This window comes from Pseudomonas lundensis (genome assembly GCF_015377145.2).
In the GTDB taxonomy this organism is placed as follows: domain Bacteria; phylum Pseudomonadota; class Gammaproteobacteria; order Pseudomonadales; family Pseudomonadaceae; genus Aquipseudomonas; species Aquipseudomonas lundensis.
This window is the reverse complement of the sequence record NZ_CP062158.2, coordinates 3,515,633-3,539,242: the sequence shown is the minus strand read 5'-3', so window position 1 is coordinate 3,539,242 and position 23,610 is coordinate 3,515,633. Positions and strand designations below refer to the sequence as shown.

At 56.9% G+C, this 23,610-nt stretch carries 24 protein-coding genes, 5 tRNA genes, 2 pseudogenes and 1 riboswitch; of the genes and pseudogenes, 17 read left to right on the top strand and 14 right to left on the bottom strand.

Features of this window, described 5'->3' with window-relative positions; genetic code table 11:
* Positions 1-107: 107 nt before the first annotated feature.
* Positions 108-620 carry a 6,7-dimethyl-8-ribityllumazine synthase gene (locus IF654_RS16695; RefSeq protein ID WP_047276954.1) on the bottom strand — a complete coding sequence of 171 codons (513 nt, stop codon included), beginning with the start codon at positions 618-620 and terminating at the stop codon, positions 108-110.
* A 129-nt stretch (positions 621-749) separates the two neighbouring features.
* Positions 750-920, bottom strand: a riboswitch (FMN riboswitch).
* A 214-nt stretch (positions 921-1,134) separates the two neighbouring features.
* On the opposite strand from IF654_RS16695, the gene ltaE reads away from it, so the two are divergent.
* The 9 genes from ltaE to mgtE all read left to right on the top strand — a co-directional run bounded on the left by ltaE (position 1,135) and on the right by mgtE (position 9,114).
* Positions 1,135-2,139, top strand: coding sequence for a low-specificity L-threonine aldolase (gene ltaE, locus IF654_RS16690; RefSeq protein WP_094988047.1), 1,005 nt, complete (start codon positions 1,135-1,137; stop codon positions 2,137-2,139).
* A gap of 146 nt (positions 2,140-2,285) precedes the next feature.
* Positions 2,286-4,904 carry an alanine--tRNA ligase gene (alaS, locus tag IF654_RS16685; protein WP_194862209.1) on the top strand — a complete coding sequence of 873 codons (2,619 nt, stop codon included), beginning with the start codon at positions 2,286-2,288 and terminating at the stop codon, positions 4,902-4,904.
* 83 nt (positions 4,905-4,987) lie between these two features.
* A complete protein-coding gene (locus IF654_RS16680; protein WP_047278104.1) occupies positions 4,988-6,223 on the top strand; it encodes an aspartate kinase in 1,236 nt (411 codons plus the stop codon).
* Positions 6,224-6,410: 187 nt separating this feature from the next.
* A complete protein-coding gene (csrA, locus tag IF654_RS16675) occupies positions 6,411-6,599 on the top strand; it encodes a carbon storage regulator CsrA (protein WP_003175645.1) in 189 nt (62 codons plus the stop codon).
* 61 nt (positions 6,600-6,660) lie between these two features.
* Positions 6,661-6,751 (top strand) — tRNA-Ser (locus IF654_RS16670).
* Positions 6,752-6,858: 107 nt separating this feature from the next.
* Positions 6,859-6,935, top strand: a tRNA-Arg gene (locus tag IF654_RS16665).
* 69 nt (positions 6,936-7,004) lie between these two features.
* A tRNA-Arg gene (locus tag IF654_RS16660) sits at positions 7,005-7,081 on the top strand.
* Positions 7,082-7,151: 70 nt separating this feature from the next.
* Positions 7,152-7,228: transfer RNA gene (locus tag IF654_RS16655), tRNA-Arg, on the top strand.
* Between the two features lie 443 nt (positions 7,229-7,671).
* Positions 7,672-9,114: a magnesium transporter gene (gene mgtE, locus IF654_RS16650; protein ID WP_047276945.1), complete on the top strand. Its 1,443-nt coding sequence runs from the start codon at positions 7,672-7,674 to the stop codon at positions 9,112-9,114.
* Between the two features lie 118 nt (positions 9,115-9,232).
* On the opposite strand, the gene IF654_RS16645 is transcribed toward mgtE, so the two are convergent.
* Positions 9,233-9,559 carry an Arc family DNA-binding protein gene (locus IF654_RS16645; RefSeq protein WP_047276944.1) on the bottom strand — a complete coding sequence of 109 codons (327 nt, stop codon included), beginning with the start codon at positions 9,557-9,559 and terminating at the stop codon, positions 9,233-9,235.
* Between the two features lie 364 nt (positions 9,560-9,923).
* On the opposite strand from IF654_RS16645, the gene phnN reads away from it, so the two are divergent.
* On the top strand, positions 9,924-10,502 hold the full coding sequence (gene phnN / locus IF654_RS16640) for a phosphonate metabolism protein/1,5-bisphosphokinase (PRPP-forming) PhnN (protein ID WP_047276942.1): 579 nt from the start codon (positions 9,924-9,926) through the stop codon (positions 10,500-10,502).
* Here phnN and IF654_RS16635 read toward each other — a convergent pair.
* Positions 10,494-10,673 (bottom strand): PA3371 family protein, encoded by a 180-nt coding sequence (locus IF654_RS16635; RefSeq protein ID WP_047278099.1) that lies wholly within the window; start codon positions 10,671-10,673, stop codon positions 10,494-10,496. The two genes, phnN and IF654_RS16635, sit on opposite strands and share 9 nt — an antisense overlap.
* Positions 10,674-10,691: 18 nt before the next feature.
* Positions 10,692-10,928, bottom strand: coding sequence for a hypothetical protein (locus IF654_RS16630; protein WP_083334347.1), 237 nt, complete (start codon positions 10,926-10,928; stop codon positions 10,692-10,694).
* A gap of 355 nt (positions 10,929-11,283) precedes the next feature.
* Here IF654_RS16630 and IF654_RS16625 point away from each other — a divergent pair.
* Positions 11,284-11,360 (top strand) — tRNA-Arg (locus IF654_RS16625).
* Positions 11,361-11,647: 287 nt separating this feature from the next.
* Here IF654_RS16625 and IF654_RS23055 read toward each other — a convergent pair.
* Both IF654_RS23055 and IF654_RS16620 read right to left on the bottom strand, forming a co-directional pair.
* Positions 11,648-11,836: pseudogene (locus IF654_RS23055) on the bottom strand (recombinase family protein); the annotation flags it as partial.
* A 182-nt stretch (positions 11,837-12,018) separates the two neighbouring features.
* Positions 12,019-12,504, bottom strand: a complete 486-nt coding sequence (locus tag IF654_RS16620; protein WP_047276878.1) for an Lrp/AsnC family transcriptional regulator — start codon at positions 12,502-12,504, stop codon at positions 12,019-12,021.
* A 220-nt stretch (positions 12,505-12,724) separates the two neighbouring features.
* On the opposite strand from IF654_RS16620, the gene IF654_RS16615 reads away from it, so the two are divergent.
* The 4 genes from IF654_RS16615 to IF654_RS16600 all read left to right on the top strand — a co-directional run bounded on the left by IF654_RS16615 (position 12,725) and on the right by IF654_RS16600 (position 15,118).
* Complete coding sequence (locus IF654_RS16615) at positions 12,725-13,129, top strand: Dabb family protein (RefSeq protein WP_070413888.1); 405 nt, start codon at positions 12,725-12,727, stop codon at positions 13,127-13,129.
* Positions 13,119-13,541 (top strand): DUF2000 domain-containing protein, encoded by a 423-nt coding sequence (locus IF654_RS16610; protein WP_070413887.1) that lies wholly within the window; start codon positions 13,119-13,121, stop codon positions 13,539-13,541. Before IF654_RS16615 ends, IF654_RS16610 begins: the two co-directional genes overlap by 11 nt.
* 95 nt (positions 13,542-13,636) lie before the next feature.
* The gene (locus IF654_RS16605) at positions 13,637-14,437 is read left to right on the top strand and encodes an ornithine cyclodeaminase family protein (protein ID WP_230683720.1); all 801 of its coding nucleotides are present in this window, start codon (positions 13,637-13,639) and stop codon (positions 14,435-14,437) included.
* 60 nt (positions 14,438-14,497) lie between these two features.
* A complete protein-coding gene (locus tag IF654_RS16600) occupies positions 14,498-15,118 on the top strand; it encodes a LysE family translocator (RefSeq protein ID WP_047276872.1) in 621 nt (206 codons plus the stop codon).
* Positions 15,119-15,145: 27 nt separating this feature from the next.
* On the opposite strand, the pseudogene IF654_RS23050 reads toward IF654_RS16600, so the two are convergent.
* A pseudogene (locus IF654_RS23050) lies at positions 15,146-15,438 on the bottom strand (helix-turn-helix domain-containing protein); the annotation flags it as partial.
* Positions 15,439-15,602: 164 nt separating this feature from the next.
* On the opposite strand from IF654_RS23050, the gene IF654_RS16595 reads away from it, so the two are divergent.
* Positions 15,603-16,103, top strand: a complete 501-nt coding sequence (locus IF654_RS16595; protein ID WP_194862211.1) for an Hcp family type VI secretion system effector — start codon at positions 15,603-15,605, stop codon at positions 16,101-16,103.
* Positions 16,096-16,794: a DUF4225 domain-containing protein gene (locus tag IF654_RS16590; protein ID WP_194862212.1), complete on the top strand. Its 699-nt coding sequence runs from the start codon at positions 16,096-16,098 to the stop codon at positions 16,792-16,794. Before IF654_RS16595 ends, IF654_RS16590 begins: the two co-directional genes overlap by 8 nt.
* Before the next feature lie 697 nt (positions 16,795-17,491).
* Here the strand turns inward: IF654_RS16590 and IF654_RS16585 are convergent.
* The 7 genes from IF654_RS16585 to IF654_RS16555 all read right to left on the bottom strand — a co-directional run bounded on the left by IF654_RS16585 (position 17,492) and on the right by IF654_RS16555 (position 23,586).
* Positions 17,492-17,761: a hypothetical protein gene (locus IF654_RS16585; protein WP_405625333.1), complete on the bottom strand. Its 270-nt coding sequence runs from the start codon at positions 17,759-17,761 to the stop codon at positions 17,492-17,494.
* A gap of 165 nt (positions 17,762-17,926) precedes the next feature.
* Positions 17,927-18,826 carry an SDR family oxidoreductase gene (locus IF654_RS16580; RefSeq protein ID WP_047281045.1) on the bottom strand — a complete coding sequence of 300 codons (900 nt, stop codon included), beginning with the start codon at positions 18,824-18,826 and terminating at the stop codon, positions 17,927-17,929.
* A 118-nt stretch (positions 18,827-18,944) separates the two neighbouring features.
* A complete protein-coding gene (locus tag IF654_RS16575) occupies positions 18,945-20,252 on the bottom strand; it encodes an MFS transporter (RefSeq protein WP_194862214.1) in 1,308 nt (435 codons plus the stop codon).
* Between the two features lie 46 nt (positions 20,253-20,298).
* Entirely contained in the window at positions 20,299-21,531 is a 1,233-nt protein-coding gene (locus IF654_RS16570) for a sugar MFS transporter (RefSeq protein ID WP_047294948.1), read from the bottom strand.
* Between the two features lie 44 nt (positions 21,532-21,575).
* A complete protein-coding gene (locus tag IF654_RS16565; protein WP_047276859.1) occupies positions 21,576-21,953 on the bottom strand; it encodes an L-rhamnose mutarotase in 378 nt (125 codons plus the stop codon).
* Positions 21,950-22,726, bottom strand: coding sequence for an L-fucose dehydrogenase (locus IF654_RS16560; protein WP_047276858.1), 777 nt, complete (start codon positions 22,724-22,726; stop codon positions 21,950-21,952). Before IF654_RS16560 ends, IF654_RS16565 begins: the two co-directional genes overlap by 4 nt.
* The gene (locus IF654_RS16555; RefSeq protein ID WP_047281044.1) at positions 22,723-23,586 is read right to left on the bottom strand and encodes an amidohydrolase family protein; all 864 of its coding nucleotides are present in this window, start codon (positions 23,584-23,586) and stop codon (positions 22,723-22,725) included. Before IF654_RS16555 ends, IF654_RS16560 begins: the two co-directional genes overlap by 4 nt.
* Positions 23,587-23,610: the final 24 nt, after the last annotated feature.

Genomic DNA, 23,610 nt, shown 5'->3' with positions numbered 1-23,610 from the left:
GGGTTCCCAGTGGCAACGATTGAAACGCGTTGAGGGCTTGCAGGTGCTTTAGATAGTTAGTGCGCGATCCCGACGGCCCGCAGGCGGGGCAGTCGGGAATTCAGGCGTTATACAGCGCGTTTTTGCTGGGTATCGAGACGCTTGATATGACGGATTTTCTGCAGGGTATCGACGCAGGTTTTCGCCGCCTCCTGGCCTTTGTGCACAAAGTGGTCAAAGAAAAACTTCTGGTGCTCTTCGCCCGCATGGAAATGATGCGGGGTCAGGCTGACCGAGAACACGGGGACTTCGGTTTCCAGCTGCACTTGCATCAGGCCACTGACGACTGACTGCGCGACGAAGTCGTGGCGATAGATGCCGCCGTCCACCACCAGTGCCGCGCCCACAATGCCTGCATAGCGACCGGTCTTGGCCAGCAGCTTGGCATGCAGCGGGATCTCGAAGGCACCGCCGACTTCAAAGAAGTCGATGTCGCTTTCCTGATAGCCCTGTTCAAGCATCTCGGCCAGAAAGCCCTTACGACTTTGATCGACGATTTCTTTGTGCCAGCTGGCCTGAATGAACGCGACGCGCTCGTTGTGGTGGTTTTTGCTTTTGCTGTCGATTGCGGTGGGTTGCATGTTCAGACTCCTGTTTGTGTGAAAAACAGGGCATATGAATCGAATGGGATTTAAGGGTGCGTCCAGACAGGCCGCGCGAGCAAGTAACCTCGACACTGACCTGTCCGACTGACGGCCCTTTGGCGCCAATCCCGTTCTCTCTTCATCCGGACTATGACCGTCGGCCCCGGAATCACACCGGGTCTGCTGACCTTGCCAGGCCGTCAGCCGTAGCTTTGGGACCTGCCAAGCGCTCGCGGGCTATACGCATTGCGCGTAATTACCGCCGGTGGGGAGTTACACCCCGCCCTGAGAACGTTGCCGCCAGCCTTTCTGGCGGCGGGCATTTTGTATCACAAATGTTTCAGGGATGCATCGATGCTTTTTGCTAATGGTCATCGAAATTTCTGATGGTTTTAGCGGCCGGTTCGAGCAATACGGTTTGATTCATCTCGCCATAACCCGCACGCCTCTTGTTCGACAGGTTATTCACCGCTTAGCATCCAGTGCTTATCTCCTTTGGCCGAGGCTTCCAATGACTGTTATCGATCTTCGCAGTGACACCGTGACTCAACCCGGGCCTGGCATGCGTGAGGCCATGGCCGCTGCGCCGCTCGGGGACGATGTGTATGGCGAAGACCCGACGGTCAATCATCTGGAAGCCGAGTTGGCGCACAGGCTCGGGTTTGCACAGGCCCTGTTTGTGCCCACCGGGACCATGAGCAATCTCTTGGCCCTGATGGCGCATTGCGGGCGGGGCGAGGAATACATCGTCGGGCAGCAGGCCCACACGTATAAATACGAAGGTGGCGGGGCGGCGGTACTGGGGTCTATCCAGCCGCAGCCGCTGGAGGTTCAGGCCGATGGCTCGCTGGATTTGAAACAGGTAGCGGCCGCGATCAAGCCGGATGACTTCCATTTCGCCCGGACCCGCTTGCTGGCCCTGGAAAACACCATGCAGGGCAAAGTGCTGCCGCTGGAGTACCTGGCGGCGGCGAGTCGCCTGACCCGCGAGCATGGGCTGGCGCTGCACCTGGACGGCGCGCGGCTGTATAACGCAGCCATCAGGCTGGGGGTGGACGCCGCCGACATTACCCGCCACTTCGACTCGGTGTCGGTGTGTTTGTCCAAGGGGTTGGGCGCGCCGATAGGCTCGGTGCTGTGCGGCTCGGCCGAACTGATTGCCCGGGCCCGACGCCTGCGCAAAATGGTCGGCGGGGGAATGCGGCAGGCCGGGCAGTTGGCCGCGGCCGGTTTGTATGCGCTGGATCATCAGGTGCAGCGCCTGGCGGATGACCATGCCAATGCGCAGTATCTGGCTGAGGGGCTGCGTGCCTGCGGCTATGACGTTGAACCGGTACAGACCAATATGGTGTACGCCGATCTGGGCGACCGCGCCGAAGCGCTCAAAGCCTTTGCCGCCACGCGCGGCATCAAGCTGAGCGCCGCCCCGCGCCTGCGCATGGTGACGCACCTGGACGTCAGCCGCGGGCAAATTGAGCAAGTGGTCACGGTTCTGGACGAATTTAACCGGCAATGAGTGCGTAACCCGTCCAATTGAGGGTGCCTATCGTATAAACACGCTGTACCCAGGGCGCAGGGCCGATATAATGCGGCCCTTTGCGAGTCGCACTGTCGACCGACCTGATTGACTTGCCTCTGGCCTCAGCCTCCGTGGAAGAACCTATGAAAAGCGCAGAAATCCGTGAAGCCTTCCTTCGCTTCTTCGAGGAGCAAGGTCACACCCGTGTCCCTTCCAGCTCCTTGGTGCCGAATAACGACCCGACCCTGCTGTTCACCAACGCGGGGATGAACCAGTTCAAGGACTGCTTCCTGGGTCAGGAAAAGCGTGCATACACCCGTGCAACCAGCAGCCAGAAGTGCGTGCGTGCCGGTGGCAAGAACAGCGACCTGGAAAACGTCGGTTACACCGCCCGTCACCACACCTTCTTTGAAATGCTCGGCAACTTCAGCTTTGGCGATTACTTCAAGAAAGACGCGATCAATTTCGCCTGGACCTTCCTCACTGGCGTGCTGAAGCTGCCTGCCGACAAGCTGTGGGTGACCGTCTACGCCAGCGATGACGAAGCCTATGACATCTGGACCCAGGACGTCGGCGTACCCGCCGAGCGCATGATCCGCATTGGCGACAACAAAGGCGCTCCGTACGCATCCGATAACTTCTGGACCATGGGCGATACCGGTCCGTGCGGTCCCTGCACCGAGATTTTCTACGATCACGGCCCCGAAATCTGGGGTGGCCCGCCAGGCTCGCCAGACGAAGACGGCGACCGTTACATCGAAATCTGGAACAACGTGTTCATGCAGTTCAACCGCACCGCCGATGGCGTGTTGCATCCGTTGCCAGCGCCGTCGGTAGACACCGGCATGGGCCTGGAGCGGATCAGTGCGGTGATGCAGCACGTCAATTCCAACTACGACATCGACTTGTTCCAGAGCCTGCTCAAAGCCGCCGCCGACGCCATTGGTTGCGCCAATGAAGGTCAAGCTTCGCTCAAAGTCGTGGCGGACCACATTCGTTCGTGCAGCTTCCTGATTGCGGATGGCGTATTGCCGTCCAACGAAGGCCGCGGCTACGTGCTGCGTCGCATCATTCGTCGCGCTTGCCGCCATGGCAACAAGCTGGGCGCGACCGGCAACTTCTTCTACAAGATCGTGGCTGCGCTGGTGGCTGAAATGGGTGCCAGCTTCCCCGAGCTGGTGCGCGAACAGGCCAACATCGAGCGCGTACTCAAGGCTGAAGAAGAGCAGTTCTCCAAGACGCTCGAACAGGGCCTGAAAATCCTGGAGCAGGATCTGGCTGACCTAAAAGGCACCGTGGTGCCGGGCGACGTGGTGTTCAAGCTGTATGACACGTACGGTTTCCCGATGGACCTGACGGCGGACATCGCCCGTGAGCGCAACCTGACGGTCGACGAAGCCGGTTTTGAACGTGAAATGGAAGCTCAGCGGGTACGTGCCCGCTCGGCCAGTTCGTTTGGCCTGGACTACAACACGCTGGTCAAGGTGGATGTGCCGACCGAGTTCATCGGCTACAACGCCACGCACGGTTCGGCGAAGGTGGTGGCCCTCTATAAAGAAGGTCAGTCGGTCCAGACCCTGAATGAAGGTGATGAAGGTGTGGTCGTGCTCGACCGGACGCCGTTCTACGCTGAATCCGGCGGTCAGGTGGGTGATTGTGGTTACCTGCAGGCGGGTGCTGCGCGCTTTGACGTGCGTGACACCACGAAAACCGGCGGTGCGTTCCTGCACCACGGCGTGGTTGCCAAGGGCGGCCTGAAAGTGGGCGAAACCGTCGAGACTCAGGTTGATGCCGATGTGCGCCACGCGACGGCTTTGAATCACTCGGCCACGCACTTGCTGCACGCTGCATTGCGCAAAGTGCTGGGTGAGCATGTTCAGCAAAAAGGTTCGTTGGTGGACAGTCAGCGCATGCGTTTTGACTTCAGCCATTTCGAGGCCATCAAGCCTGAGCAGATCAAGGCCCTGGAAGACATCGTCAACGCCGAGATTCGCAAGAACACACCGGTGGAAACCGAAGAAACCGACATCGAAACCGCCAAGCAAAAAGGCGCCATGGCGCTGTTTGGCGAAAAGTATGGCGACAACGTGCGCGTGCTGAGCATGGGCGGCGATTTCTCTGTGGAGCTGTGTGGCGGTATTCACGCCCAACGCACGGGCGATATCGGCCTGATGAAAATCACCAGCGAAGGCGGCGTGGCGTCGGGTATTCGTCGAATTGAAGCGGTGACCGGTGCGAGCGCACTGGCTTACTTGAGCGCCGCTGAAGAGCAGCTCAAGGAAGCGGCGAACCTGATCAAGGGCTCGCGCGAAAACCTGGTCGACAAGCTCTCGGCGGTGCTGGAACGTAACCGTCAGTTGGAGAAGCAACTGGAGCAATTGCAGGCCAAGGCCGCAAGCGCGGCTGGCGACGATCTGTCGGCGTCGGCTGTGGACATCAAAGGCGTGAAAGTCCTGACCGCTCGCCTGGACGGTCAAGATGGCAAGGCGCTTCTGGCGCTGGTGGATCAGCTGAAGAACAAGCTCGGCCGTGCAGTGATCCTGCTGGGTGGGGTTTATGAAGACAAGGTCGTGCTGGTTGCAGGCGTAACCAAAGACCTGACCGGCCAACTCAAAGCCGGGGATTTGATGAAGCAGGCCGCTGCGGCAGTGGGCGGGAAGGGCGGTGGTCGCCCGGACATGGCGCAAGGTGGCGGTGTTGATGCTGCTGCTCTGGACGCCGCGCTGGCCCTGACTGTGCCATTTGTCGAACAGGGTATCTGAGGTCCAGAACGCGCCGCTGTCTAGTGGCGGCGCGTCGTTTGAATGATAAATGGGCGCCCTTTAGGGGCTGAGGCTGCTTTGAAATGGCTTTGATCGTACAGAAATTCGGAGGCACCTCGGTCGGCACTGTCGAACGAATCGAACAGGTCGCCGATAAAGTTAAGAAGTTCCGCGAAGCCGGCAATGACCTGGTGATTGTCTTGTCGGCAATGAGTGGCGAAACCAACCGCCTGATCGATCTGGCCAAACAGATCAGCGATCAGCCGTTGCCGCGCGAGCTGGATGTGATCGTGTCCACGGGCGAGCAGGTGACCATTGGCCTGTTGGCCATGGCGCTGAACAAACGGGGCGTGCCGGCGGTGTCCTACACCGGCAGCCAGGTGCGTATCCTCACCGACAGTTCCCATACCAAAGCCCGCATCCTGAAAATTGACGATCAGAAGATTCGCGCCGACCTCAAGGCCGGGCGTGTGGTTGTGGTCGCCGGATTCCAGGGCGTGGACGAGCAGGGCAATATCACCACATTGGGCCGTGGTGGCTCCGATACGACGGGTGTGGCGCTGGCGGCGGCGTTGAAGGCTGACGAGTGCCAGATCTACACCGACGTGGATGGCGTCTACACCACGGACCCGCGCGTGGTGGCGCAAGCCCGGCGTCTGGAGAAGATCACCTTCGAAGAAATGCTGGAGATGGCCAGCCTGGGCTCCAAGGTGCTGCAGATCCGTGCGGTCGAGTTTGCCGGCAAGTACAACGTTCCGCTGCGCGTATTGCACAGCTTCAAGGAGGGTCCTGGCACCCTCATTACTATTGATGAAGAGGAATCCATGGAACAGCCGATCATTTCTGGTATCGCGTTCAACCGCGACGAAGCCAAGCTGACCATCCGTGGCGTGCCGGACACCCCCGGCGTGGCGTTCAAGATTCTGGGGCCGATCAGTGCGGCCAACATCGAAGTCGACATGATCGTGCAGAACGTCGCGCACGATAACACCACCGACTTCACCTTCACGGTGCACCGTAACGACTACAACGCGGCGCAGACCGTGCTGGAAAACACCGCCCGCGAGATCGGCGCGCGTGAAGTGGTCGGCGATACCAAGATCGCCAAGGTGTCGATCGTGGGTGTGGGCATGCGCTCGCACGCCGGTGTGGCCAGTCGCATGTTTGAATCGTTGGCTAAAGAGAACATCAACATTCTCATGATCTCGACCTCCGAGATCAAAGTGTCGGTGGTGATCGAAGAGAAATACCTGGAGCTGGCCGTGCGTTCCTTGCACACCGCTTTTGAATTGGACGCGCCTGCCCCACAGGGTGAGTAACGCGTTGCCCGAAGGGCGCGGTTGATCCGCGCCCTTTGTTTTTTTGATAAATGTGAACGAAGGCCTCTTGTTTCGTCATGTTGGTCAATACTGAAGGCGCGTCGGGCTATAGCTATTTAGCTAGTAGGCCGAAGCCCTTTTTTTTTGCAGACTGTTGTCCCTGAATGAATAGCGTGAGGAGAAACCTATGCTGATTTTGACTCGCCGGTGCGCAGAAAGCCTGATCATAGGCGACGGTGAAATTACTGTGACCGTGCTCGGTGTCAAAGGAAACCAAGTGCGGATCGGTGTGAATGCCCCCAAAGAAGTGGCTGTACACCGGGAGGAAATCTACCTGCGGATCAAGAAAGAAAAGGACGAAGAACCAAGTCTTTAATTTTATTTAAGTTTTTGGTTGCATGCGGGGAAAAGGCTGGTTATTATACGCCCCGTGTTGCGGAGAGGTGGCCGAGTGGCCGAAGGCGCTCCCCTGCTAAGGGAGTACATCTCAAAAGGGTGTCGGGGGTTCGAATCCCCCCTTCTCCGCCATTATTCATGTAGCACGTTCGAATCTAGCCATTTCAGTAAGTCGTTGATTTTATTGAAAAAAACACTTGGCAGAGAGATTCAACGGTCTATAATGCGCAGCTTCAAATGCACTCGTAGCTCAGCTGGATAGAGTACTCGGCTACGAACCGAGCGGTCACAGGTTCGAATCCTGTCGAGTGCACCATTTAAGAGTTAGTTGCTTCGGTAGTTAGCTTGGCTCCAACCAGGGTGGTCTGGTTTAACAAGCACACTTGCACTCGTAGCTCAGCTGGATAGAGTACTCGGCTACGAACCGAGCGGTCACAGGTTCGAATCCTGTCGAGTGCACCATTTAAGAGTTAGTTGCTTCGGCGGTTAACTTGGCTTCAACCAGGGTGGTCTGGTTTAACAAACACACCTTGCACTCGTAGCTCAGCTGGATAGAGTACTCGGCTACGAACCGAGCGGTCACAGGTTCGAATCCTGTCGAGTGCACCAAACACCAAAAAGCCCGCCTTCAAAGCGGGCTTTTTGCTGTCTGTCATTTATGTTTTTTCCTCTCGTGTGGGGTCTGATGACGCTGCGCACAGGTGTGCTCACCACCGATCAGGAATTAACCCGCTCCAAGGGTGTCTGTTAAAGGGTGTGATGCGCCTGAGCCGTTTTTCGCAGGGGCGTGTGTTCTCTTCCTTGAATCCGGCGTCGCAGATTCAGTCTCGCGACCATTGGGTTGCGCATGATGCGCAAGCTTTTGTATCCCCGAGATTTTTAAGCGTCATTAATTTTTTAAGCCGTGTATGATTGCGCCCGTCAGCCCCGCCGGGGCTTGTGGAATACCTCCATGGACTTACCCAGTAGTAACTCAGCATCCCGCTTTACCAATCATGAATTGACTGATTGAACCTTCCGGCGTGCCCTGCTGCTGGGAGTGGAGTTCGCCTATGACCGAAGTTGAAGTAAAAAAGACTCAAGACAGCCTGCAAAGCCGTCTTGCGCAAGTGATTGAACTGCTTAACCGCCAGCGTGTGGTCGAAGACCTGACACATCGTCAGGAAGGCCATCACCATGATCGGGTCGAGAACCTGGTTCACCGGCAAAACCTCGTAGAACTTCAGCGCAAGCTGGAAGACCTGCACTCCGCCGACGTTGCTTACATTCTAGAAGCGTTGCCTCTGGACGACCGTCTGACGGTCTGGCAGTTGGTCAAGGCTGACCGTGACGGCGACATCCTGCTTGAAGTGTCGGACTCGGTTCGAGAAACCCTGATCGCCGACATGGACGATCATGAGCTCCTGGCAGCCGCCAAGGAGATGGACGCTGACGAGCTTGCTGACCTGGCCCCTGAGCTGCCGCGAGACGTCGTCCATGAGCTGATGGAAACCCTCGACGGCCAGCAGCGTGAGCGTGTGCGCTCCGCGTTGTCCTATAACGAGGACCAGGTCGGCGCCTTGATGGACTTCGAGATGGTCACCATCCGCGAAGACGTCAGCCTTGAAGTGGTTCTGCGTTACCTGCGTCGCCTCAAGGAGTTGCCCGGCCATACCGACAAATTGTTCGTGGTCGATTACGACGGCGCATTGAAAGGCGTGTTGCCGATCAAGCGCTTGCTGGTCAATGACCCTGAAAAGCAAGTGTCCGAGGTGATGGCCAGCGATCCGGTGAGTTTCCATCCGGATGAAGACGCCTACGATGCGGCGCAGGCATTTGAGCGGTACGACTTGATCTCGGCGCCGGTGGTCGACAAGAACGGCAAGCTGATCGGTCGTCTGACCATCGATGAAATGGTCGACCTGATTCGTGAAGAAAGCGAAACCGAAGTCCTCAACATGGCCGGTTTGCGCGAAGAAGAAGACATTTTCGCTTCCGTCTGGAAATCCCTGCGCAACCGTTGGGCCTGGCTGGCAATTAACCTGATCACCGCGTTTCTTGCCTCGCGGGTCATTGGGTTGTTTGAGGGGTCGATTGAAAAGCTGGTGGCACTGGCGGCGCTGATGCCTATTGTAGCGGGCATTGGTGGCAACTCCGGTAACCAGACCATCACCATGATCGTACGGGCGATGGCGCTGGATCAGGTCAACACAGGCAGTACCTCGCGCCTGATGCGCAAGGAGCTGGCGGTCGGTCTTATCAATGGCCTGGTGTGGGGCGGGGTGATTGGCGTAGTCGCCTATCTGCTCTACGGCAGTTGGTCGCTGGGGGTGGTGATGACCGCTGCCATGACGCTCAACTTGTTGCTGGCGGCATTGATGGGGGTATTGATCCCGATGACGCTGGCGCGGCTGGGCCGTGACCCGGCCATGGGGGCCAGCGTGATGATTACGGCTGTAACAGACAGTGGCGGGTTCTTCATCTTCCTGGGGCTGGCCACGATCTTCCTGCTCTAACCATCAACGGCTTGATCTGACTGTGTCGATCAAGCCGTTTTTGTTTCCGCTGAGCGGGAGTGTGCGGCCCGGCCACAAAAAAGCCAGCACAAGGCTGGCTTTTAATACCGCGTCTAGATCACGATGCGTCGGATGCCATTTCGACATCATGCGCAATCAATGAAACCAGTGCGTTTTGCTGACGATGTGACAGCTGGCGGAAGCGTTGCAACAGTTCGCGTTCATGCATGGACAGCTCCGGGCTGTCGAGGCGCAGCGCGGGCTCGTCGCCCAAGGCGCCTTCCTGGATAAGGCTCTGTTCCAGGCGGGCGATGATTTCTGAGTTCATGCTGCGATGGTGATTACGTGCCACCTCGGCAATGCGCTCGCGCATTCCGTCTGGCAGGCGCACTACGAACTTGTCAGCCGTACGGCTGGAATAAATAGCCTGTTTCAATGGGCGCATATAGTTAACCGGTTAGTTCAGGGGAGCGGTTCTCGGGATCGGCCGCAGGATGTGTTTTAAGACCATCCTTGAGGCCAAATGTTCAACCTGAATTGCTAAGAGGCCGGCATCATGCCTCAAATTAGCCACTTCCCTGGCGTCAATTCTGTGACAAATATTGAACCGGATACAGGCTTTTTGCCAGTAGTGATTATCAGAAATGCGCACTGGGTTGGATAGCGGTAACCGGTTCCATTCATCTGAAACACGTCATATAACGCCATTTGCGCGCAAATTGTTTGGAAGACGGAGCGGCAACCCTTATTTAAACCGCCACGGGTGCAGCGCCAGGATTTAACCGATCAGCATCAGAAGAGGGTCGCAGATGTCAGGCAAATTGATCTATTTGATGGGCCCGTCTGGCTCGGGCAAAGACAGCCTGATCGAAGCGGCACGTCCCTATCTGGCCGAGCGCGGGTGTGAGGTGATGCGGCGTGTCATCACCCGCTCTGCCGAATCTGTGGGTGAGGACGCACAAAGTGTTTCAGCCCAAACGTTTGAAGCGCTAAAAGAGCAGGGGGCCTTTGCCTTGCACTGGCAGGCGCATGGCCTCAGCTACGGAATTACCACGCAGTTGGATGACTATCTGCGACAGGGGCGCCACGTCTTGGTCAATGGCTCACGCGCCTACCTGCGCCAGGCCCGCGAACGCTATCCGGATTTAGTCGCGGTCATGTTGTGTGTCAACACAGAGGTACTGCACGAAAGGTTGCTTAAGCGGGGCCGCGAAACGCCGGAGCAAATCCGGCAACGCTTGCAGCGTAATGAGCTCTTTCTGGATGCGATGGCACTCTTGGGGGACGATGCCATCGAGGTGCTCGACAACTCCGCCAGCATCACCGTCGCGGTGCGAGGGTTGCTGGCCTTGATTGATGACGCAGCGGGGTATCCGGCTTCAGCGTAATTGCGGGTCAAACTTGATGCGTCGTCCTACCAGCAACGCCACCAGCCAACAGCTGAAAAACGTAGCGGCGGCAAATAACGGCACGTCGCCCAGCGTCCCGTTAGGGATAAAAATATCCAGCGCCAGACTGGCCAGCGCCAACATCAAAAAACCAAATGCAATTTTGGACATGATTCTTTAAAGCTCTCTTTAGAAAACCCAGCGTTCGCCCTGAACGGCCTGCGTCTGCGCAGCGTGCTCGGAGGTCAGGTGAGGTGTGCCGCTTTGACCGGGTGTCATCACCGCCAACTGGGGCAATGGCGCGTGGGGTTTGTACATTCCCGCCACTTCAACGCCCTGTTGATCAGTCGCCTCATCGGGTTGGAATTGAAAAATGACCAGAACGGCCAGCGTGAGTGCATTCAACAGGATCAATGTGCTGTTCATGGCGGTCATCTCTGAGGGCATGGACTTAATACTGTTGTGGTTGCAGTCTTCGTGCCAACGCAGGATACCTATAAAAGCCTTGTAAAACAGTCATTTACTGTCGATTTTTAAGGGGTGTGAGTTGCAAATTGCAATGACGCCATTTTGCTGCAATGCAAATTGCACGATGGCCAAGTGACGCTGTCCAGCACGCCGATCCATGGGCGTATATGAGCTATGCAGGCTGATGTCCTGTCTGGCAGGCATTGAAGCCCTTACAACTAAAAAGCCAACGGACGACATGACAAATCCCGACATCGCCGTTACCATGCACGCCGACCTGCACACCACGTCCTGTGCGTGGTACGCGTGATCAGTCTCAGTAGCTCAATTGGATAGAGCATCCCCCTCCTAAGGGGAAGGTTGCAGGTTCGAACCCCGCCTGGGACACCATATTTCACAAGGCTCTAACGTTAAACGCGGTTTTCACAGTTTGCTTTTTGGGTGCAAGGTGGGTGCGTTTGCAAGGTGGGTGCGTTTGATAGGTGAGGCCTTCCTGGGTAGCTGCTCCGTGCGCTCAGTTTGCAAAGAGTTGGCACGCCAAGTGAAGTCATCTCGTGCATAAAACCCTCTATTCCCATCACAGATGAGCTTGAGCTTCTCATTCAAGCCATTGGCGACTCATTTACTGACGATTCTCCTCTTTACATGGGTCATGACCACTGGACATTCCCAGGCCTCACCCGCTTGTGCAGCTCCTCATCTACCGGTCGCCCCTGATACTTGCCTGCAGCTTTCGCCTTCTCAATGCCCTGAGCCTGACGCTCGCGACACTGCTCTTAATCCTTGCGCGCGATCGCGGCCATTATTTCCACTCGCATTGAGTTGATCGCCCCCAGCATCCGGCGGGTGAATTCGTCCCCCTTAACGCTGGACAAGCTGCTGTGTCAGCTGTCATCCGCCTTGTTCTTGTCCTCCCGGATCATGGTTAGCACCCTGATCCGGGGATGACTGGCCAAGGGCTCTCATTCATCGATGAACGCGAAGCCCTGCCTTTGCGCTCATATGTTCATGATCGTCCTGAAGGTGAACCCAATGGTGGGGCGTCGCGCTAGATGTCTTGGGCGCTTTTAACCGGGAAAGAGACAAAGGGTTTGATTTCTTTCAATACGAACATGCTCTGCATCTCTTTGATACCCGGCAATCGCCTGACGACTGACATGGCGAAATCGGCAAAAGAGTCCAGATCACGGGCGACCACTTGCAGCAAGAAGTCGGCGTCGCCGCCGATGCTGTAGCAGGCTACAACGTCTTCGAGGAGCAGGACTTGCTCCTCGAACTTTTTGGCTTCTGCCTCGCTGTGGTGACCAATGCTGATACGCACAAATACCATGACCCCTAAACCGATCTTGCGTCGGTCCAGTACCGCGCGGTACCCCTGAATGTAGCGGTGCTCTTCGAGTTGGCGCACGCGGCGCCAGCAGGGGGACGCAGACATGCCGATCTGATCGGCTAAGGTCTGGTTGGTGATCCGGCCGTCCTGTTGCAAGGCCGTAAGAATGCGCACATCTGTAGTGGTTAGCACCGGCGTGGTCATAAATTCCAACTCCCTGTCATCAGGCGCAAGATTCTACCTAAATCGATTCGTGCGGCAATCAAAATAGAAATAATTATTCTGCTTAAAGGTTTAGTATTTTTTAACGTCTTAATCGTCAACTTGCACGCACACCTTGAATAATTTTCGTGGTGAGGGTTAACCCTTGCTTATATAAAAATAACAGCGATGTGCGCCGTGGGGTGCATGTTCAGGGGATTGCATGATTCTTCATTTGGTGTTTTTCAAGTTTATTGAGCCGTATCAATGGGGTGATGAAGAAGTTATTGATGCTGAATTAACGACCCGCCAACACCCTTTACATATTGATGAGATTCGGGGTTGGGCCTGTGGGCGCAATATAAGTGAGCGCGCACAGGCTATGGATTTTGTGGTCATGGGGTTGTTTGAAGATCACGCACACTTGTCCGCTTACTTGATACACCCGGATCATATGTGTGGCGTGCATAAGTGGCGGCGTATTGCGACGTGGTCGGTGGTGGATATTGAAGTGGACAGCCAAGCCTCCAGTTTTTCCGGGTGGTTGGCCGGGGGCGTGGGTGGCCAGATAAAACAGTGGGATATTTTGAAAAGCCGGCAAGTCCAGGGAGAGACACATGAAGTTTGATGCGGCCATTCACAAGTGCGTCATTGTTGTCGACAAGGCTCTGGGGCTGGGGCATGCAGCCAATGCCATCAGTGTGATCGGGGTCAGTTTCGGCGGGGCGATCGAAGGCTTGGTAGGTCCGAATCTGCACAGCCGTGATGGTATTAACTACCCCGGTGTCATTTACGCACCGTTGCCTATTCTGGTGTCTGACAATGCGTTGTTGCACAGCCTGCAAGAAAAGGCACTGGCGGATGAAGGCGTGCATGTGATGCCGTTTAGTGCGTTGGCGCAGTCCTGCAAAACCTATGAGGAATATGAGTCGCGTATTGCCGAGGCTGACAGTCCGGCCATTGAGTTAGTTGCCATTGGTCTGGTGGGGCCGAAAAAGATAATCAGTAAGTTGACCGGCAATCTCGCGCTCTTCAAATAACAAGGAGGTTATGTGTACGCATTATTCAAGCCTGAACGTTTAGACCTGGCGCGCGCGGTGAACGTCACATTGTGGGGATGATAGGTCCTACTGAATTGCATTCTGCGTACATCAAGTCCGGCCCCTATCAGGGCTTCGGCCTGAAGTCCGTGGTGGTCAAGTTGGGCGAGGCTGCCAAAGGCCCGTCGCACAGTGGCAGTGTGTTGATCTATGACGAACCCGGTGCGTCACCCGTGGTGGCCGTGGATGCCGGTGCAATCACGCAGATTCGCACCGCGTCAGCTTCGGCCTATGCCACCGAGTTGCTGGCGCATCGCCAGGCTTCACGCCTCGCCATACTCGGCACCGGGTTGCAAGCACGTGCTCACGTGTTGGCCATGCAAAGCGTAAGGCCAATCAAGCACGTTTCAATTTGGGGCCGTAACCCGCGAGCCACCCGTGAATTGGGCCAATGGATCCAGAGCACTTGCGATCTGCCGGTGAGCGTATGCGCCAGCACCGCAGGGGCGGTCCATGACCGCGACATTGTGTGCCTGACCACGGCCGCCAGGTCACCGATTATCAGGCGCAGTGATCTACCCAGGCGCTGCCACGTCAATGCAATCGGCTCATCGGCGCTGGGGTTTCAGGAGCTGCATGAGGATGTGTATCAAGACAGCCTTCTGTTCACCGATTGCAATCAGTCGGTGTTGGCCGCCAGTGAATGCGTGATCAAAGCGGTCAACCAAGGCGTTTTGAACCCGCAGGGCGTGGGCGCTGAAATCGGTGCTGTGCCGACTGATCGACTGTGGCGGGCGGAAGGGGGCGTCACACTCTTCAAGTCCGTAGGGTTGGCGGTGCAGGACCTGGTGTTTTCTCGTGAGGTAATCCGCCAGTGGCTCGCCTCATCGGGCTGAGGAAACAGACCGGTTTGAGCCCTGGCCCTACGTAAAATTTATGTCCCGAGGGGGAACGCTATGCTCGATTTGACACAGGTACTCACCTACAGCGCGGCATTAGGTATCGCCGCAGCCATTCCGGGGCCAGGCATGGCTGCACTGGTGGCCAGAAGTGTCAGTGGCGGTGCACTGACCGGGTTTTGTTTGTTGTTGGGTTTGATTCTGGGGGATTTGACGTACCTGTCATTTGCCGTGTTTGGCCTGGCGATGATCGCTGAGCACTTTAACGAGCTGTTCCAATTGGTACGTTGGGGGGCTGCGCTGTATCTGTTCTATCTGGCCTGGCAATTCTGGTTTGCCGATCATCAGGCGATTGAAGTCGGTAAGCCTGTGAAGCGTAAAGAACTGCTGTCAGCGGCGGTCTCAGGTTTGACCATCACCTTGGGCAATCCTAAAACCATTGCGTTTTACCTGGCCTTGCTGCCGTTGGTGATCAACCTTGAAACCGTATCACTGGCGACGTGGGGGTTGATGCTGGTGCCGTTAACGGTGCTGGTGCTACTGAGTGTCGGGGCACTGTTTGTTTTGGGTGCGGTGCGTATTCGTCACCTGTTGTCGAGCCTGCGCGCGCAACAGCGATTGTTTCGCGGTGCGGCCGCGATCATGGTGGCAGCCGGTGCGGCCATGCTGGTTCGCTAAGGGGCGTGACTGACTGGCCTGCCCAGATGCTCGGCGCAGGGTGTGCCGCGTGTGCGGGTCAGCCGGTATCAGGTGCTCGATGCGCAAGGAGGTCACCGTGACATCCTGCGGCCTGCCAAATGCTGTGAAGGTCGACAGGAAGTTCAGCTTGCCCTGTTGAGAGTTGACCCGCGTTATCACCCACGGTGGCAGCTCATCGCTCAACACGTCCGGCATGGCAGGGGCGGGCAGTTGCTCCGGCAGGTGCGCCAATTCGCGATTGCCAAGGCTTTACGCGCAGCCCTTTGTCAGGCAACACGCCTGATTTCAGAGGCATTGATCCTAGTTTCGCGACATGCCCACAGATTTGCCTGATCAGGTCTTTCACGTAGCTGCCGCTGGAGCTGAGTGCCACATATTTCGGATATCTTTTCGGAAATACCCTACATCCGATATGCCCCCCTTCGCAATAGACTGCCCACTCTGACCACAAGGAGTGAAACGTATGGCTAATCACAGCTACATGACCATTATCGGAAAAAAACAAGGTTTGATTTCCGCTGGTTGTTCCAGTCGGGACTCTATAGGGAACAAGTGCCAGGCTGGACATGAAGACGAAATTATGGTGCTGGCTTACTCTCATAATATGGCCGCTGGTAATGACGGAACCACGTCAGGTGGCCGTGGCAAACATATGCCCGTCGTTATTACAAAAAATATTGATAAATCTACGCCTTTGTTAGCTAGTGCTCTTCATGAAGGCGAAGAAGTTGAATGTAAAATTAACTTTTATCGAACCTCTCCTGCTGGCTTTCACGAAAAATATTTTACTGTAATGCTAGGTGGTGGCCGTATTGCCAATTTAAGCGTTCAAGTACCGCATGCCATTCATATGGGTGACGCGCAGCCACAGGAGCTTATGGCCATTAGATATCGTGAGATTAGCTGGGTACACCACCAAGCAAGTACAAGCGCCTATAGCTCTTGGGGGAACGAAGGTGAATGAAGAGTCATGTGATATTCATGATGTAGCCAAAGCAGGTTCTGACCTAGTGGCATTAGGGTGTACGATTGGCGCTACGAATTTCTATGAAGGCTTTATGCAGCTTCAGTTCAGTTCAATTATCTCTCATTATGTGAGCGAAGTTATAAAGGATGTTAATGACGGTGTAATAAGTGCTTGGGAGGGAGTGAAAGAGATAAGGGATGAATATGCTGACCTATCTTCCAAGGCCATTTTTTACGCTAAAAACGGCATCGGGGTTGTTGCCGGAGCCATGCAGGTTGAGGTTGGCATCACGGTTACGGGGGCTTCATATGGTTTGGGGGCGCCAGTAGGTGCGTTTTTTATCGGACACGGCGTGAATAATATGTATGAAGGTGGGATGAATATCTATAACGGCCCTGATGGTCCGGCAGTACAGGGGCCTACTAGACGTGCCTATCAATTCTTTATGGGGGATGATTATAAAGGGGGTATGGCATATGGAACCATCGACTTAATTTTGTCTGCTGGTGGTATGATGCGGCCAATACGCAAGACGGATTCATTACAACTTTTCAGGCGAGACCCTTTGAATTATGAGTCGGCATACCAGCAAGCCGGAAAGTTAGCTTTATTTTTTGAAGTCTTAGTTGATTCAATTACAGTTCATTCTATGATTTCAGAAGAAAGACCTGAAGTAGAAGGTAAGTGATATCGTGAGTGGTGATATTAATTACCACGTATTGCGTAGTCTGGGGATATAAAAGCGCAAGCCTAAGGTGACGATAATAAGGAACACAACGCCGCTGACAACCCAATAGGGGGTGCCTTTCAGGGGGAACACTTTTGTTATTCCCCACACAATAGCCATTGTATAGCCCATAGAGCAGCCGATAACAACCAACCCCAAGCTTACCAGATATCTTATCGTATACATGTCCTATAAAACCCCTTAGCTAAAAACTCATAAGCCAATATACCCTCAATTCATCGAGTAAGTGCAACGCTTGAAGCAAGAGAGTGAGTACGCACCGCTGGTAGATACTAGGTTCTCACACCAAAGGACTCAAGCAGCAAAGAAAAACCGAGACGCTGGTTTTCACGAAAGTAAACTCACACCTCATCAGTCATCGTCCAGTATGACCCCGGCGAGATCAATATGCTTGGACTCCAGTTATCCCAGCGGTTTGGCTGTTAGCTTCTCTTTCGATTTGTTCCCGTAGGTGCATGGTGGGTGCAAAAAGAACTACACGGGGTCGTTTTTACGGACACAACCAGACACATTGGCCAAAAAAAACTGGCTTCATCAATGATGGCTGGGCTTTATATGACCACCCTAAGGGGAAGGTTGCAGGTTCGAACCCCGCCTTGGACACCATTTCACGTCATCGCCTTTCAGTGTCTTCCCTTCAGATTGTCTCTTCCTGCCCTTCGAGCTCGGCGTGTTTGAGCCAGGACTCGGTGATGCGGCGTTCGAGTTCTTCCAGGTCCGCCATGCCCAACACACGTGTGGTGTTCAGGCCGCGTATATACCCCATCAGTTGATTGGCCGCGGTGCGCTGAGCGTCAGGGCAGGCATGGTCGTCGTGAAGCACCTCTTCGTAAGCCATCAGGTACTCGGCGACACGTTCGCGGTATTGCGGCAGTACGGCTTCACGGATGCGGTCGAAGGTTCGCAGTTTTTGATTGGTATTCACGGTTGACCCTTACTGGAAGAATGGGCTGTTGTTTTTGTTACAACCAGAATTGAATGTAACCCACCCGTGACCCTGACCGCGATACCTGTGCACGTTTCAGCGGTCAGGCCGCACCGGCGGCCTTGTTCGCGTTTTAACGTTTATGCCTCAGGCAATGGATGTCCCCCCGGTAATGCCGAAAATCTCACCCGTGATGTAGCTCGATTCCTGGCTGGCCAGCAGCACATACAGCGGTGCGCACTCGGCCGGTTGCCCTGCACGACCGATGGGGGTTTCGGCGCCGAAGGTGGGGATTTTTTCCTGAGGCTGTCCACCGCTCGGTTGCAGTGGTGTCCAGAACGGGCCGGGTGCTACGGCGTTGACGCGAATGCCCTGGCCGATGACCTGTTTGGCCAGTGCTTTGGTAAACGCAGCAATGGCTGATTTGGTCGGCGCGTAGTCGAGCAAGGTTTCAGACGGCTGATAGGCCTGGATCGACGTGGTGTTGACGATGGTGGCACCGGCCGGCAAGTGCGGCAGCGCGGCTTTGCACAGCCAGAACAAGGCGTAAACGTTGGTTCTGAAGGTCGCGTCAAACTGCTCGGTGGTCAGGTCGGCGATGGCTTTTTGTGCGGTTTGTTTACCCGCCACGTTCACCAGAATATCCAGCCCGCCCAGCCCCTGGACGGCCTGGCTCACCAATGTCTGGCAAAACGCTTCTTGGGACAAATCGCCCGGAATGCAGAGGGCCTTGCGACCTTCGGCTTCGATCAAGGCGACCACCTCCCGTGCGTCAGCTTCTTCCTCGGGCAAATAGTTGAGCACGATGTCCGCGCCTTCGCGGGCGTAGGCAATGGCAACGGCACGGCCGATCCCTGAGTCAGCCCCGGTTATCAGCGCCTTGCGGCCCGCCAGTCGGCCAAAACCTTTGTAGGATGTTTCGCCGTGGTCAGCATGCGGCTGCAATTTATGCACTGAACCGGGAGCCGGTTGCGGTTGCTCAGGAAAGCCCGGCTGAGGGTATTGCGTCACCGGGTTTTGCATTGCGTACTGGTTTTCGGTCGTCATGTGGGCTGCTCCAGCTCAGATTGAAAGAACAAGCGCTGTTGCGCGTCTCTAAAAATCGGAGTTGGAGCACGGTTTGATCGTTCAATCGGATTTCAGGTGTCTTGAAACCGGGCAATGGTCAACGGCTGGGGGCGGGCACACCCTGTGGCGCTGGCCCGCTACTGGCCCGGCTTGAGCGCAACAGCATCAGCGCACCCAGTAAGGCGGTTCCGGCCAGGAAGTACATGCCCGCATGGGGGTTATCGAAGTGTTGCTCGACAAAGGTTTTCACCGTCGGTGCCAGAAACCCGCCCAGATTGCCCAGCGCCCCGATCACGGCAATCCCGCTGGCGGCCGCCGCGCCGCTCAACAGCCGCGTGGGCAGGGTCCAGAACAAGGGTTGCACGGTGATAAACCCCGACGCCGCCAGACAAAACGCCAGAATCACCAGCGGCAGGCTGGCGCTGAGGGTCGAGCCGACCATCCCCAGTGCCGCGAGCGCCAGCATCCAGGCGGCATAGCGGGTTTGCTGACCCTTGCGGTCGGCATGTCGCGTCACCGCGTACAGCATGCACACCGTGGCCATCCACGGAATCGAGGTCAGCGCGCCCACGTGCAGACCAATCCCGGTGCCCAGCAGCTCGGCAATCCGGGTGGGCAGGTAAAACAGAACGCCATACACACTGACCTGAATCGTGAAATAGATCAGGGTGAAGTACAGCACGGCCGGGTTGATCAGGGCGGCGCGCCAGGACGACGGGCCCTGATTGGCTTTTTGCCGCTGTTCGATATCCAGTGCCTGCTCGATCGCTGCCTTTTCCTCGAAGTTCAGCCACTTCGCATCCCGCGGGCGGTCATTGAGGTAAAAGAACGCAACCACGCCGATCACCGAGGCGGCCAATCCTTCTGTCACAAACATCCATTGCCAGCCTGTCAGGCCAAACTGGCTGCTTTCCAGCAACCAGCCCGAGACCGGGCCGCCGATCATCAGCGAGAGCGGTACGCCAAAGTAGTAAATGCCGTATGCCGAACCCCGCTGGTTCTGCGGGAACCAGTAGGTCAAATACAGCACCACCCCCGGCGACAGACCCGCCTCAGCCACACCCAGCAAGAAGCGCAGGATGTAGAAGCTGGTTTCATCATGAGCAAACATCATGGCTGCCGACACCAGCCCCCACGTGACCATGATCCGGCTCAGCCAGACGCGGGCGCCGATCTTGTGCAGCATCAAGTTGCTGGGGACTTCAAACACCGCATAACCGATGAAGAAAATCCCGGCCCCCAGCGCAAATGCAGCGTTGCTCAGGCCTGTGTCAGCCTGAAAGGCGTGTTTGGCGAAGCCGATATTGGAGCGGTCGATGATGGCCATGGCGAACATCAGCGCCACGAACGGCAGGATGCGCCAGCGGATCTTTCTCAGGGCTTGTTTCAACGCGGGAGTGGACATGTAGAACTCCGATTATTGTTTTTGTGGAGTACAACAACATCAGGTGTCAGTTGGGCCGGGCGCGCAATGCACTGCGGGCGTAGGCCGCGACAATCAAAAAGCAGCCTGTCGGCAGCAGGTACGCCACTGCCGTTGAAGAATGGTCGGCCACCAGCCCCATCACGTAGGGCAACAACGCGCCGCCGACGATGGACATGATCATGAATGAACTGCCGCGCTTGGTGTGCGGGCCGAGGTTTTTGACCCCCATGGCAAACAGCGTGGGAAACATGATCGACATAAAAAAGAACGTCGCCACCAACGCGATCACCGACACCCCCTCCAGCCCGCTGACCACCACGACGCAGAGCCCAGTGTTAATCAGCGCATAGGTCAGCAGCAGGCGCTGCGCGTTTACCCGGCCCATCAACCAGGTGCTGAAAAATCGCCCGAACATGAAGCTGAGCATCGCCACCGAGAGCAAGTACGCCGCTTGCTGGTTGCTCATCTGCGCCCAGTGCTCAGTCACGTAATTGATGAAGAACGCCCCGACCCCGACTTGCGCGCCGACATAAAAAAATTGGGTGATGACCCCCGTAACGAATTCGCGATGCTGCCACAGGGTTTTGTCGCTGCGCTGTTGCACGGCGCTTTCCTGCTCGCGCAAATCCGGCAACGGGGTGCGGCCAATCAGCAGTGCCACCAGCAACACCAGTCCGGCGATCACCAGGTACGTCATCTGTAGCGATTGCGTGGATTCGAGATGGCTGGCACCGCCGAAGAACAGCGCGCCACCAATCAGCGGGCCAAAAAACTGCCCCAGCCCGTTGAACGACTGCGCCAGGTTCAAGCGCCGCTCGGCGCCTTGCGGTGCGCCCAATACGGTGGCGTACGGGTTGGCGGCGGTTTCCAGGCAACCGAGGCCGCACGCAATCACGAACAGCGCAAACAGAAAAAACGCGAAGCTCTGCGCCGAGGCTGCGGGCATGAACAGCAACGCGCCGATGGCATAGAGACACAGGCCGAGCAGGATGCCCGCCTTGTAACCGTATTTATCCATCAGCAGCCCGGCGGGCAGGGCGATCACAAAGTACGCGCCGAAATAAGCGCTTTGCAACAAGCCTGATTGCGCCTTGCTGACGTGCAGCGTGTCTTGAAAGTGCTTGTTCAACACATCCAGCAAGCCGTAGGACAACCCCCATAAAAAGAACAGACAGGTCACCAGTATCAGTGCCCGGCGATAAGAAGAAACCGCCGCCGGACGGGGCGACGCTGCAACGGTGGAATGCTTGAGTGACATAACGCATCTCCTGCTTATTGTTGTTGTGTCGTTGCTGCCGGGTGTTAAAGGTCTCGCGCTTCGCCCGTGGCGCCCGTGTGGGGCGCGTGCAGGCTGAATATTTGTGCCATCGGCGTCCACTTCTGGTGCCTGGCCGTCCATGGCGTGGGCTGTTGAAAGCGCCACATCAGCGCCTCCCATGCCTGTACGTGCGGGTCGCTGGCCGCGGCGCGGGCAAAGGCTTCAGGGTCGAACCCGCAGGCCGTGTCCATGACCATGAACAGGCGCGTGCCCAGTCGCCAGATCTGCATGTCCAGTACCCCGTTGTCGAGCAGGTGCTGGCTGATCTGCGGCCAGATCTGGCGGTGCAGGGCTTCGTATTCGGCAATCAGCGCCGGGTCGTCCTTGAGGTCGAGGGCCAGACAATGACGTTGCGCCGTCATGTCAGCGCCCGGTCCAGGTGGGTGTAGCCGCCATCGACCACCAGCCATTGCCCGGTGGTGTGGGAAGACCTGGACGACAACAGGAACAGCACGCTGTCAGCGATTTCTTCGGCGGTTGTCATCCGCTGACCGAAGGGGATCTTCTCGACGATGCTGGCCAGCTTGGCCGTAGGGTCGGCAAAGGTGTCGATCCAGCGTGCGTACAGCGGCGTCATGACCTCGGCCGGGATCACCGCGTTGACGCGTACCCCGTCATTGCGCAGCGATGTGGCCCATTCCCGGGTCAGCGACAATTGCGCGCCCTTGGCGGCGGTATAGCCACTGGTGCCACCTTGGCCGGTGAGGGCGGTTTTGGAGCTGATATTGACGATAGAGCCGCGACTGGCTTTGAGCGCATCCACGCACAAGTGGGTCATGACGTAGTAATGGATGAGGTTTTTTTCCAGCGACTCGACAAACCCCGCCCGACCGGCTTCCAGCCCCACGCCATCATTGACCCCGGCGTTGTTCACCAGCCCGTCGATGCGTCCGAAACGTGTGAGTACCTGGGCCACGGCGGTGCGGCAGGCGTCTTCATCGCGCAACTCCACCTCAATGAACAGGCTTTGCGCCTGACGCTGGTCCAGTGCCCGCGCCAGCTCATCCGGCAACGGACTGTGGCCGAAAATCACCGGGATCGCGCCTTCATCGGCCAGCCCCAGTGAAATGGCCGCACCAATCCCCGAACCGCCGCCCGTAACGATAAACACCTTGTCCTGCAAATACAGATTCATGGGTTAACTCCTTCAATCCCGTAGACACGGCCCGCGGTGCCGCCCCAAATGGCGGCCTGTTCGGACGTGCTCAGTGGCTGCACCGCCTGCTCAACCAGGGCGCAGGTGCCGATGTAGTCGCTGGCCAGCAGGCACACCGGCCAGTCCGATCCGAACATCAGGCGATCGGCGCCGAACAGCTCCAGCGCGGTGTGCAGGTAGGGCAGTAAGGGTCTGCAGTCGCGCGATTGCCAGTCACCTTCGGTCATCAGCCCCGAGAGCTTGCAACTGACATGGGGCAGCGCCGCCAGCCCCGCGAGCTGCTGAGCCCACTCCCGCAGGCCCTGCGCTTGCACGTCGGGCTTGCCCAGATGATCGAGCACCAGGTGATGCCCGTCGTGCTGTTGGCACAGCCGGGTCGCGGCAGGTAAATCCCGCGCCTTGATCAGGACTTCATAGACCAGCCCCTTGCGTTGCAGGGTGCTGAGCCCGCGATTAAACGCCGCGTCCTGCATCCACGCGGCGGGCACGGGTTCGTCTTGCAACTGATGACGAAACCCGCGTAGCACGCGGGCATCTGCCCATTGTTCAAGGGACGGCTCAAGGCGGGCCGAACGCAGGTCGGTCCAGCCCACCACGGCCCGTATCCAGGGATGCCTGTGGGCCAGGACCAACAGGCGATCCGTTTCGGTTTCGCAGGCGCGGGCCTGCACGGCAATGCAGCCATCAAGCCCGGCCCGGTCCAGCAAGGGTCGCAAATCATCGGGCTGAAAGTCCTGACGCAACGCTGGCATGTCGCCCGTGATCCACGGGTAGCGTGCCGCGTCGTAGCGCCAGAAATGCTGGTGGGCATCCAGCCGTAGTGAGTGTCGGGACGACATTATTGTTGTGCTCCGTCCGCTGAT

Coding starts and splice junctions, on each gene's coding strand:
- IF654_RS16695 (WP_047276954.1), bottom strand. CDS start 620: ATGCAACCCACCGCAATCGACAGCAAAAGCAAAAACCACCACAACGAG.
- ltaE (WP_094988047.1), top strand. CDS start 1,135: ATGACTGTTATCGATCTTCGCAGTGACACCGTGACTCAACCCGGGCCT.
- alaS (WP_194862209.1), top strand. CDS start 2,286: ATGAAAAGCGCAGAAATCCGTGAAGCCTTCCTTCGCTTCTTCGAGGAG.
- IF654_RS16680 (WP_047278104.1), top strand. CDS start 4,988: ATGGCTTTGATCGTACAGAAATTCGGAGGCACCTCGGTCGGCACTGTC.
- csrA (WP_003175645.1), top strand. CDS start 6,411: ATGCTGATTTTGACTCGCCGGTGCGCAGAAAGCCTGATCATAGGCGAC.
- mgtE (WP_047276945.1), top strand. CDS start 7,672: ATGACCGAAGTTGAAGTAAAAAAGACTCAAGACAGCCTGCAAAGCCGT.
- IF654_RS16645 (WP_047276944.1), bottom strand. CDS start 9,559: ATGCGCCCATTGAAACAGGCTATTTATTCCAGCCGTACGGCTGACAAG.
- phnN (WP_047276942.1), top strand. CDS start 9,924: ATGTCAGGCAAATTGATCTATTTGATGGGCCCGTCTGGCTCGGGCAAA.
- IF654_RS16635 (WP_047278099.1), bottom strand. CDS start 10,673: ATGTCCAAAATTGCATTTGGTTTTTTGATGTTGGCGCTGGCCAGTCTG.
- IF654_RS16630 (WP_083334347.1), bottom strand. CDS start 10,928: ATGAACAGCACATTGATCCTGTTGAATGCACTCACGCTGGCCGTTCTG.
- IF654_RS16620 (WP_047276878.1), bottom strand. CDS start 12,504: ATGACCACGCCGGTGCTAACCACTACAGATGTGCGCATTCTTACGGCC.
- IF654_RS16615 (WP_070413888.1), top strand. CDS start 12,725: ATGATTCTTCATTTGGTGTTTTTCAAGTTTATTGAGCCGTATCAATGG.
- IF654_RS16610 (WP_070413887.1), top strand. CDS start 13,119: ATGAAGTTTGATGCGGCCATTCACAAGTGCGTCATTGTTGTCGACAAG.
- IF654_RS16600 (WP_047276872.1), top strand. CDS start 14,498: ATGCTCGATTTGACACAGGTACTCACCTACAGCGCGGCATTAGGTATC.
- IF654_RS16595 (WP_194862211.1), top strand. CDS start 15,603: ATGGCTAATCACAGCTACATGACCATTATCGGAAAAAAACAAGGTTTG.
- IF654_RS16580 (WP_047281045.1), bottom strand. CDS start 18,826: ATGACGACCGAAAACCAGTACGCAATGCAAAACCCGGTGACGCAATAC.
- IF654_RS16575 (WP_194862214.1), bottom strand. CDS start 20,252: ATGTCCACTCCCGCGTTGAAACAAGCCCTGAGAAAGATCCGCTGGCGC.
- IF654_RS16570 (WP_047294948.1), bottom strand. CDS start 21,531: ATGTCACTCAAGCATTCCACCGTTGCAGCGTCGCCCCGTCCGGCGGCG.
- IF654_RS16565 (WP_047276859.1), bottom strand. CDS start 21,953: ATGACGGCGCAACGTCATTGTCTGGCCCTCGACCTCAAGGACGACCCG.
- IF654_RS16560 (WP_047276858.1), bottom strand. CDS start 22,726: ATGAATCTGTATTTGCAGGACAAGGTGTTTATCGTTACGGGCGGCGGT.
- IF654_RS16555 (WP_047281044.1), bottom strand. CDS start 23,586: ATGTCGTCCCGACACTCACTACGGCTGGATGCCCACCAGCATTTCTGG.